Origin of the sequence: Rhodoferax sp. UBA5149 (genome assembly GCF_002413825.1) — a bacterium.
In the GTDB taxonomy this organism is placed as follows: domain Bacteria; phylum Pseudomonadota; class Gammaproteobacteria; order Burkholderiales; family Burkholderiaceae_C; genus Rhodoferax.
Genome location: NZ_DHXT01000218.1, coordinates 1 through 10386 on the forward strand (window position 1 = coordinate 1; position 10386 = coordinate 10386).

Sequence of the window (10386 nt, forward strand, 5' to 3'; positions counted from 1 at the left end):
GCTCGTACAGCCATTTTTCACGGGTAAGGGCGCGTTCTTGTGCACTGAGGGCCTTGTCTTCAAAGGCTTTGAGCTCGGGGGTGATGAAGCGCTCGGCATTCTTGAGGGTCTGGCGGCGGCGGTAGTCGTCGGGCACTTTGTCGATCTGCCCTTGCGTGACCTCGATGAAAAAGCCATGCACCTTGTTGAACTGCACGCGCAGGTTGGCAATGCCGGTGCGGGCTTTTTCGCGCACCTCAAGGTCAAGCAGAAAGCTGTCGCAGTTGGTCTGGATGGCGCGCAGCTCGTCCAGCTCGGCGTCAAAACCGGTGGCGATGACGCCGCCATCGCGCACCAGGGCGGCGGGTTCGGGATCGATGGCGCGAGCCAACAGCCCGGCACAACCGTCGGGCGGCAGCAAGTGTCCAGAGATTTGAGTCAAATAGGCCTCTAGCCCCCGTAGAACGGGCGCGAGCAGCTCTGTTTTTTGTAGCGTCAGCTGCAAGGCGACGAGTTCACGCGGACGCACCTGGCGCAGCGCGATGCGGGCCGTGATGCGTTCCACATCGGTGCTGCCCTTGAGTTGCTCACGCAGGCGGTCCCAGGGCCCGGTGCGTAGCGCGGTGATGGCGTCAAGGCGTTGCTGCGCCTCGCTGCGGTCGCGCCGGGGCGCCAGCAGCCAGTTTTTCAACAGGCGGCTGCCCATGCCGGTCATGCAGCTGTCCAGTAGCGAAAACAAGGTGGGCTTGTCATCGCCGCGCAGGGTCTGCGTGAGCTCCAGGTTGCGCCGGGTGGTTTGCGGCAGGTCAATCAGTTCGTCGTTGCGCTGCACCCGTACGCCGTGCACGTGGGTCAGAGCGCGCCCTTGGGTGTGCTCGGCGTAGCCCAGCAGTGCGGCCGCCGCCGCGTGGGCCTGCGGCAGGTCTTGCGCCTGCCAGGTGGCCAGCGTCGCCGCCTGGAGCTGCTTGAGCAGCGTGCGCTCGCCCAGGGCAGGGTCGAACTGCCAGTCGGGCCGCACGGTGAGGGACATCGCAGCGGGCGCCTGCAGCCCGCGCAAGCGCGCCTCAAACGCTGGCGTCGCCCCGGCGCTGAACAAAAGCTCGCCAGGACTGATGCGCGCCACCCACTCCGCCAGCTCGTCAGGGCTGCACTCGGCCAGATGCACCTCGCCCTGCGTCAGGCTCAGCCAGGCCAGGCCACAACTGTTGCGCGAGCCTTGGTGTACAGCCAGCAACAGCGACTCGGTCTTGTCGCTCAGCAACTCCATGTCGGTCAGCGTGCCGGGCGTGACCACGCGCACCACCTTGCGTTCCACCGGGCCTTTGCCCGTGGGTTCACCCATCTGCTCACAAATCGCCACCGATTCGCCCAGCTTGATGAGCCGGGCCAGATAGGTGTCCACCGAGTGAAACGGCACGCCCGCCATCACCACCGGCTGCCCGGCCGATTGGCCGCGCTGGGTCAGGGTGATGTTGAGCAGGCGCGCGGCTTTCTCGGCGTCGGCAAAAAACAGCTCGTAGAAATCACCCATGCGGTACAGCAGCAGGGTGTCGGGGTAGTCGGCTTTGAGGCCGAGGTACTGGGCCATCATGGGGGTGTGACCGTCGACCGGGAGGGCTGACATGGGGGGCGGGGTTCTTTCTTTCAAAATGGAGGGCTTCCTGCTGCGCGTAGTCGAGGATGATACGCATCCTTGGGCGGCTATCCGTGGGGAAACCCGCTTGCGTCACAATCCCGCTTTCGAGTAATGTCACGCTGATGTCTGTCCAGAAATGAGTTATGTCCCGGTGAATCTGTTAGAGGAAGTCCAGCGCCTGCGCGAGGAATTGCGGGATGCGCAGCATCGTTTGCAATCGGTCGCCGATGCGTCGGGGTCGTTGATGGGAAAACTTGAGTTCGAGCTGCGTGAGGACGATCGTCTCGTGTTCATCCATGCCGACGCCATGGCGGATCAACTCCTGGGCAAAGCCTGCGCACCGGTTGTCGGGGAATCCTTACTTGCTTTGTTTCCTGGATTGCACGTCACCAATATAGAGGCTGGCTTGCGCCGGGTGGCGCGACACGGTGGCGTGCTGGGGCCTCGCAGCCTGCTCGGCGAGGGCCTGTTTTTGGGGAAAGCCTTCAATTTTTTTGCGTTTCAGCTGGCACCGGGTCGGGTGGTGGCGAAGTTCTGGGACAGTTCCGGCGCTTTCGAATCCAAAATCATGAGCATGCGCTCGCAGGAACAGCTGGCGGTCGTGTTCAGTCAGAGCCCCGTGGCCATTTCGCTGAGTCGTGAAAGTGATGCCGTGTACGTGGATGTCAATGAAGAATGGTCCCGCCTCACGGGTCTGTCGCTGCAGGACGTATTGGGGCGAACCACGATCGAGATTGGGTTTTGGACCAATAGAGCGCATCGTGATGCAGCGGTGGGCCCCATGCGGGAGTCGGGGCGCCTGCGCAATCTTGATGTGCCGTTCGTCAGGTCGGATGGGGAGAAACTCATTCTGCAGCTCAATGCTTCCCGTATCGAGATCGGTGGCACCGCCTATTTTTTGAGCTATCTTAAAGACGTGACCGTCGAGCGAGCGGCACAGGCCGCGTTGCTGGCCAGCGAACAGCTTTTGAAGGCCACCAACAACCGGCTCAATCAGCAGATTCGGCTGTTCGAGTCGATGGAGAACCTCGCTTCCGTGGGCTACTGGACGTCCAGCGCTGTGAGTGGTAGCTTGCGTTGGTCCAATGGTTTGTACGGGGTGGCCGGGCTTGAACCCGGGACTGTTCTGGACAAGTTGGCCGGGCGCAGCGGCATTCATTCGGACGATTTAAAAAAGTTCGAAGAGGCTCGTGTCAAGGTGGATGGCGCCATGGTGGAGTACCGATGGCATCATCCGGATGGACGGGTGCACTGGTTGCGTTCGCGCATGCAACTCTGGTCGGAAGATGGTGCCGAGGCGATCGACTTTGGCGTGGTGCAAGACATCACGAATGAACGCGAAGCCACCCTGGCCCTGCAGGAAAAGCTTGGGTTTATTCAGAAAATCACCAGCCGCGCGCCCGGCGTGATGTTTCAGTTGCGGCTGAAGTCCGATCGATCGTACGAGTTCTTGTACATCAGCGATCCCGTGCGCGAGCTGTACCGGGGCGTGACGCCTGAAGAAATTCTGCAGGATGCATCCTGTACGCTGAAGCTGCACCACCCGGACGATCTGGAAGAATTCATTGCCTCGATCAGGACTTCCGCGCGGGATCTCACGCTCTGGAACCATGAATATCGCCTGCGCTTTGCTGACGGTGAAGTGCGTTGGGTGCAGGGGCAGGCCGTACCCGAACGCGAGCCGGATGGCGCCGTGCTGTGGAACGGCTTTACCGCCGACATCACCGCGCGTAAACAAGCCGAAGAAGGCCTGCGTGACAGCGAGGCGCGTTTTCGCGCCTTGACGGCGCTGTCGTCCGACTGGTACTGGGAGCAGGACGCCCAAATGAGGTTTGTGCGCTTTGAAAGCCGTGCCGTGAGCATGACGCCGGTGGATCGGGTCGGGAAGACGCGCTGGGAGGTGGGCGCGTTGAACCTGACCGAGGCCGATTGGGAGGCCCACCGGGTGGTACTGGAGGCGCACATAACCTTCCGTGATCTGGAATTGCTGGATACCGACGCCCAAGGGCGCAACTACTGGATGTCCGTCAGCGGTGAGCCGATTTTTGATTCGGAAGGCGTATTCAAGGGTTACCGGGGCATTGGGCGCAACGTCACAGGTCGTAAACGGGCCGAAGACGAAATTGAGCGACTGGCGTTTTACGATGTGCTCACGGGTTTGCCCAACCGCCGTTTGCTGATGGACCGCCTGCAGCAGGCGCTGGCGACCAGCGGGCGCGAAAAATCGACCGGTGCGTTGCTGTTTATTGACCTGGATAACTTCAAGGACCTCAACGATACGCAGGGCCATGACGTCGGCGACTTGCTGCTCACGCAGGTGGCGCAGCGTCTGGTGGCCAGTGTCCGCGAGGCCGATACCGTGGCGCGTCTGGGCGGCGACGAGTTTGTCGTGATGCTGCAAAGCCTTGACAGCCACGTGGCTGGCGCCACCGCTCAAGTGGAGCAGGTCGGCAAGAAAATTCTTGAACGCTTGAATCACGTGTATCTGTTGGGGACCCTGGAACACCACAGTACGCCCAGCATTGGCGTCACTCTGTTCGAAGACCACCGTCAAAGCCTGGATGAATTGCTCAAACAGGCCGATCTGGCGATGTACGAGTCGAAGTCGGCCGGGCGCAATACGCTGCGTTTTTTCGACCCGGCGATGCAGGCGCTGGTAGCCCAGCGCACCGCGCTGGAGCTGGAGCTGCGCCACGGACTGCGGCGCCACGAGCTGGTGTTGTTCTACCAACCGGTGGTCGATGCCGACGCGCAGGTGGTGGGCGTGGAAGCGCTGGTGCGCTGGCAACATCCGCAGCGCGGCCTGGTGCCGCCCGCCGAGTTCATTCCCATGGCAGAGCAAACCGGGCTCATCTTGCCGCTGGGGCAGTGGGTGTTGGAGGTCGCCTGCCTGCAACTGGTGCGCTGGTCGGCACAGGCGTCCACGGCGGGTCTGACTATGGCGGTGAACGTGAGCGCCCGCCAGTTCCGGCACCCGGAGTTTGTGCAGCAGGTGCTGGCCTTGTTGCGCCAGACCGGGGCCAACCCGCAACGATTGAAGCTGGAGTTGACGGAGAGTCTTTTGCTCAACGACACCCAGGACGCTATTCTGAAGATGACCGAGCTGCAGGCGGTGGGCGTGAGGTTCTCGCTGGACGATTTTGGGACCGGCTATTCGTCCTTGTCCTACCTCAAGCTGTTGCCGCTGCAACAGCTCAAGATTGACCAGTCGTTTGTGCGCGATGTGTTGACCGACCCGAACGACGCCGCCATTGCCCGCACCGTGCTGGCCTTGGGGCAAAGCCTGGGTTTCTCGGTGGTGGCGGAAGGCGTGGAAACCGCCGGCCAGCGCGAGTTTCTGTTGAAAAACGGATGCACCCTGTTTCAGGGCTATTTGTTTGGCAAACCGGTGCCGATAGCGCAACTGCAGTTGGGCGACCTGTCGCCCAGGTCGTAGCGCCCCCGTGGCGACGCTACCGTGGTTTTAGAACGGCGCGTCAGTCGTCGTGTTGGTGGCCGTGTTGCTGGCCGCATGGGTGACGCTATCGCTTGCGCCGTCCGTGCTGGCGGTGGTCGCCGCGTCGCTTGCAGGGGCCTGCGCCGCCTGGCGCAAACCGGCTTTTTCGCCAGCGCTGGCAAACTTGCTGTATTTGCCCAGAATGCCGACCAGCTGCCCATACACTCGCGGGTTGCCGGCCATGCATTCCTGTTGTTCCAGGAAATCCGGCTCGCCCGTGAAATTGCCCACCAGGCCGCCGGCTTCGGTCACCAGCAAGGAGCCCGCGGCCATGTCCCAGGCCTGCAAGCCGGTTTCAAAAAATCCATCGGTGAAACCGGCCGCGACATAAGCCAGATCCAAGGCCGCGGCGCCCGGGCGGCGCAGGCCGGCCGTCTTCTGCATCACGTCGCCCATCATCTTCAGGTAGGTGTTGAAGTCGTCTTCCGGACGGAACGGGAAGCCGGTGGAAATCAGGCACTCCTGCAGGCGGATGCGCTTGGAGACGCGCAGGCGGCGGTCGTTCAGGTAAGCGCCACGCCCCTTGGTGGCGGTGAACAGGTCGTTGCGGCTGGGGTCATAAATGACGGCCTGCTCGATCTTGCCCTTGACCGCCAGCGCAATGCTGACGCAGTAGACGGGCAGGCCGTGGATGAAGTTGGTGGTGCCGTCCAGCGGGTCGATGATCCAGACGAATTCCGAGTCTTTGGCACCGTGTTCCCGACCTGATTCCTCAGCCCAGATGCCGTGACCCGGGTAGGCGGTGAGCAGCGTCTCGATAATGGCCAGCTCGGCGGCCTGATCGACTTCGGTGACGAAGTCATTGACCAGTTTTTGCGAGATGCGAACCGATTCGACATCAAGCGCGGCGCGGTTGATGATGGAGCCAGCGGTGCGGGCGGCCTTGACGGCCACATTGATCATGGGATGCAGATTGGGGGATGCCATAAATTTTTTCAAGATCGGGACGGGACTGCAAGGCGATGCGGGCAGCGACAATAGGGCGATTTTACCCGTCCCGGCGATTTTCCCGATTTTCGAGTTCATGCAAACACGTTTTATCCTGATCAACACCAGCCACGCTGGCAATGTGGGGGCCGCGGCCCGCGCCATGAAAACCATGGGCTTCGATGACCTGGTGCTGGTGGCGCCGCGCTGGGCCAATGTGCTCAACCGCGAAGAGACCATCCAGCGCGCCAGCGGGGCGCTCGATGTGCTCAAAAACGCCCGCATTGTCGCCACGCTGGACGAAGCGCTGGTGGGCATGACCCATCTGTGCGCCACCGCCATGACGCCGCGCGACTTTGGCCCGCCCACGGTGACGCCCCGTGAGCATTTCGATATGCTATCGAAAAAGGAGCTGCTCGCGCATGTTCCACGGGGGCTGGAGGCTGATTTATCTTATAAGTCCGAGGAGGATGCAATACCGACTGGGGACCTTGCGGCGCAGCAGGGGATCGCGTTCCTGTTCGGTTGCGAGCGTTTTGGCATGAGCAATGAAGACGTTTACCGCTGCCACGCCTGTCTGAGCATTCCGAGCAACCCCAAGTTTGGTTCCCTCAACCTGGGGGCGGCCTTGCAGGTGATTGCTTACGAGTGGCGCCTGGCCCTGGGCGCCTACGCCGTGCAGGAGGCGACAGCCGTGCCCGTGCTGGCCGATGCCCAGCAGGTGGCGGGCATGCTGGCGCATTGGGAACGGTCCCTGATTGCCATCGGCTTTCTGGACCCGCTGGCACCCAAAAAATTGATGCCGCGTCTGAACCAGCTGTTCAACCGGGCCGGCGTCACGCAGGAGGAAATTCATATTCTACGGGGCATCGCCAAAATGATGGACCAGACCGCTTCGCAGGCCAAACCCCTGCCGACAGCGGCGGCACCCGCGGAAGGCTAGACTTGCACGATGTTTTCACGACTACGTTCCGACATTCAATGCATTCTTGACCGCGACCCGGCGGCGCGCAGCACCTGGGAGGTGCTCACCTGTTACCCCGGTCTGCACGCGCTGGTGCTGCACCGGCGCGCCCATTGGTGCTGGCGCCATGGCTTCAAGTGGCTGGGCCGCTTTATTTCCCATGTCGCGCGCTTCCTCACCGGCATTGAAATCCATCCCGGTGCCAAGATTGGCGAGCGGGTGTTCTTTGACCATGCCATGGGCGTGGTGGTGGGGGAGACGGCCGAAATTGGTGACGGCTGCACCATTTACCAGGGCGTCACGCTGGGCGGCACCTCGCTGTACAAGGGTGTCAAGCGCCACCCCACGCTGGGGCGCGACGTGGTCGTGAGCGCGGGTGCCAAGGTATTGGGCGGTTTCGTGGTGGGCGACGGTGCCAAGATCGGCAGCAATGCGGTGGTGATCAAGCCGGTGCCGGCTGGCGCCACGGCCGTCGGTATTCCGGCGCGCATCATTCCGTCCAAGGCCGGTGAAAGCGCCGACGTGACGTCGCCGGAGAAGAAGTTCGCGGCTTACGGCATCACCCAGGAAGACGACCCCTTGAGCCAGGCCATGCGAGGCCTGATTGACAACGCATCGTCGCAGGAACACCAGATTGCGCTGCTGTGGAAGGCCATCGACACTTTGCAGGCCAATCGGTCGGCCACCAATTGCGTGCCGGGCGACGCCGCCCGCAACGAGCACTTTGAGGCCGACAAGCTCAACCAGCTCGTCGGCAAGTAGTTCCATTCCCAATTCAATTCGATATGTCGTTGCCCCGCCTTGCCGCACTAAAGTGCTGTCTGCAGCGGTGCGCCTAATCTCGCATCGAATTGGAAATGGAATAAGTCAGTCCGAAGACGGGCTGGGCCGAATCGCCGCTTTGGGCCGGAACGCCTTGCACACCGACTCAACGGTGTCCAGGTAGGGTCCGCCAATCAGGTCAATGCAGTAGGGCACGGCCGCAAAGATACCGGCCATCACCGACTCACCGTTGCTGTCGCGCAGACCTTCCAGTGTTTCCTGAATCGACTTCGGTTGCCCCGGCAGGTTGATGATCAGCGACTGGTCGCGAATCACCGCCATCTGGCGCGACAGAATCGCGGTCGGCACAAACTTCAGGCTGATCTGGCGCATCTGCTCGCCAAAACCCGGCATTTCTTTGTGCGCGACAGCCAAGGTGGCTTCGGGCGTGACATCGCGCCGGGCCGGACCCGTGCCGCCGGTGGTCAGGACCAGTGCGCAACCGGCCTCCACCAGTTCAATCAGGGTGGCGCTGATGACGGCCTGTTCGTCCGGGATCAGCCTGGGCTCAAACTGCAGCGGGTTTTTCAGGGCGCGGGTCAGCCAGTCCTGCAGGGCGGGCAAGCCTTTGTCGACATACACGCCGCTCGAAGCCCGGTCGCTGATGGAGACGATGCCAATCTTGACGCTGTCGAAGGCTGGGCTTGCGGTGGCATTCATGACGCTTCACCCGCCTCGTCCTTGGCACCCAATTGCTCGCGCACGATCTGAAAGATGTCCCGATAGGCGCGGCCATGGCGTACCGCCGCGCCCGGTTTCTCGGGCTTGGCGTCTTTTCGCGCCTGGCGAATCAGGGCGCGCAGTTGTTGCGCATCGGTGCCGGGGCACTTGATGATCCACTCGCCAAAAGCCTCTTCATTGGCAACCAGGCGATCACGCCAGGTCTCGGCCAGGTGCAAAACAAGGTTTTCGTGCGCGGAGCCACTGTGTTGCTCGGTCAGCGCGGCGCGCACCGTCTCCAGTACCGCGGGATCGACCAGCCGCATCAGCTTGCCGATGAACTGCATCTGGCGGCGCTTGCCTTCGAAGTTGGTGATGCGCTTGGCCTCTGCCACGGCATCCTTGAGCTTGTCGGTCAAGTCCAGCCGGGCCATCAGGTCGGCCCGCAGCGTGAGCAGGTCTTCGCCGAGCTTTTGCAGTTCGGTGCTTTCGCGTTTCAGGTCGGTGCGGCTTTGCTCGTCGGTGCCCTTGAGTTCGCGCTTGAGCTCCAGGTCGAGCTCGCTGCCTTCGGCGACGAACACACCCTTGACGAAATAGCCTTTTTTGAGTTTGCGTGACATGGTAGGAGAAATGGGGGGAGAGGCGGACACAGAGTTCCGCAGAGCCAAGTATCATAGCCTCCGATATGAAGAAACCCAATACGCCCCCCGCCCAGCCCCGCGCTGACAACGGCTTCAGCTACAGCCGCCCCTACTTTGAAGAACTGGTCGACGCCGCCCTGGCGCACGCCAAAAAACTGGGCGCCACCGACGCCGGCGCCGAGGCGTCCGAGGGCTGCGGCCTGAGCGTTTCCGTTCGCAAGGGCGAACTGGAAAATGTGGAACGTAACCGCGACAAGTCACTGGGCGTCACGGTCTACCTCGGCAAACGCCGGGGCAACGCCAGCACCTCGGACTTTTCCAAAGCCGCCATTCAACAAACGGTGCAGGCGGCGTATGATATCGCGCGCTTCACGGCGGCAGACCCTTTTGCCGCTTTGCCGGATGTCAAAGACGTGGCGCAGCCGTCCAAACAGCGCACCGACCTGGATCTTTTTTTCCCTTGGGCCGTCGACAGCGAACAGGCGGCCCAGCTGGCCATGGTCGGTGAAGCGGCGGCGCTGCAGGCCGACAAACGCATCAGCAATAGCGAGGGCGCGAGCGTGTCGGCCCAGCAATCGCATTTTTTCAGCGCCCACACGCGGGGCTTCCGGGGCGGCTATGCCAGTTCGCGCCACTCCCTGTCGGTGTCGCCCATTGCGGGCAAGGGCAACGACATGCAGCGCGATGCCTGGTACAGCTCAATGCGCAACGCCGATGATCTGGCCTCGCCCGAGTCTGTTGGACGCTACGCCGCAGAGCGTGCCTTGAGTCGTCTGAATTCCCGCAAGATTGCCACAACCGAATGTCCAATTCTGTTTGAGTCACCGCTGGCTGCGGGTCTGCTGGGCAGTTTTGTGCAGGCCATCAGCGGCGGGGCCCTGTACCGCAAGAGCTCGTTCTTGCTGGATTCGCTGGGCGAGCAGGTGCTGCCCAAGCACATTGACCTCACGGAAGACCCGTTTGTCAAACGCGGCAAAGGCAGCTCGCCGTTCGACGACGAGGGCGTCAAGGTCAAAGCACGCCAGGTGGTGGAGGCCGGGCGCGTGCAGGGTTATTTTCTGGGCAGCTACTCAGCCCGCAAGCTCGGCATGAAGACCACCGGCAATGCCGGTGGCTCGCACAACCTGATCTTGACGTCGCGCCTGACGCGACCCGGGGATGATCTGGATGCCATGCTGGAAAAACTGGGTACCGGCTTGTTCGTCACCGAGCTGATGGGCAGCGGCGTGAACTACGTCACCGGCGACTACTCGCGCGGCGC

8 protein-coding genes are annotated in these 10386 nt (G+C 62.2%); 4 read left to right on the top strand and 4 right to left on the bottom strand.

Going from position 1 to position 10386, the window contains the following annotated elements:
- Positions 1 to 1603 (bottom strand): DNA mismatch repair protein MutS (gene mutS / locus B3V69_RS19490; RefSeq protein WP_296449093.1); only part of this gene is annotated, 1603 nt, incomplete at its 3' end.
- 148 nt (positions 1604 to 1751) lie between these two features.
- Here mutS and B3V69_RS20685 point away from each other — a divergent pair.
- Entirely contained in the window at positions 1752 to 5051 is a 3300-nt protein-coding gene (locus tag B3V69_RS20685; RefSeq protein ID WP_349679237.1) for a sensor domain-containing protein, read from the top strand.
- Positions 5052 to 5078: 27 nt separating this feature from the next.
- Here the strand turns inward: B3V69_RS20685 and B3V69_RS19505 are convergent, their stop codons facing one another.
- Positions 5079 to 6038, bottom strand: a complete 960-nt coding sequence (locus B3V69_RS19505) for an inositol monophosphatase family protein (protein ID WP_296449095.1) — start codon at positions 6036 to 6038, stop codon at positions 5079 to 5081.
- Positions 6039 to 6135: 97 nt separating this feature from the next.
- Between B3V69_RS19505 and B3V69_RS19510 the strand changes: the two genes are divergently transcribed.
- The gene (locus B3V69_RS19510; RefSeq protein ID WP_296449097.1) at positions 6136 to 6981 is read left to right on the top strand and encodes an RNA methyltransferase; all 846 of its coding nucleotides are present in this window, start codon (positions 6136 to 6138) and stop codon (positions 6979 to 6981) included.
- A gap of 9 nt (positions 6982 to 6990) precedes the next feature.
- Positions 6991 to 7764 carry a serine O-acetyltransferase gene (gene cysE / locus B3V69_RS19515; RefSeq protein ID WP_296449100.1) on the top strand — a complete coding sequence of 258 codons (774 nt, stop codon included), beginning with the start codon at positions 6991 to 6993 and terminating at the stop codon, positions 7762 to 7764.
- Between the two features lie 105 nt (positions 7765 to 7869).
- On the opposite strand, the gene mog is transcribed toward cysE, so the two are convergent.
- Both mog and yjgA read right to left on the bottom strand, forming a co-directional pair.
- Positions 7870 to 8484: a molybdopterin adenylyltransferase gene (gene mog / locus B3V69_RS19520; protein ID WP_296449101.1), complete on the bottom strand. Its 615-nt coding sequence runs from the start codon at positions 8482 to 8484 to the stop codon at positions 7870 to 7872.
- The gene (yjgA, locus tag B3V69_RS19525; RefSeq protein ID WP_296449102.1) at positions 8481 to 9104 is read right to left on the bottom strand and encodes a ribosome biogenesis factor YjgA; all 624 of its coding nucleotides are present in this window, start codon (positions 9102 to 9104) and stop codon (positions 8481 to 8483) included. The genes mog and yjgA overlap by 4 nt, the downstream gene beginning before the upstream one ends.
- Before the next feature lie 65 nt (positions 9105 to 9169).
- Between yjgA and B3V69_RS19530 the strand changes: the two genes are divergently transcribed.
- Positions 9170 to 10386 (top strand): metallopeptidase TldD-related protein (locus B3V69_RS19530; protein ID WP_296449105.1); only part of this gene is annotated, 1217 nt, incomplete at its 3' end.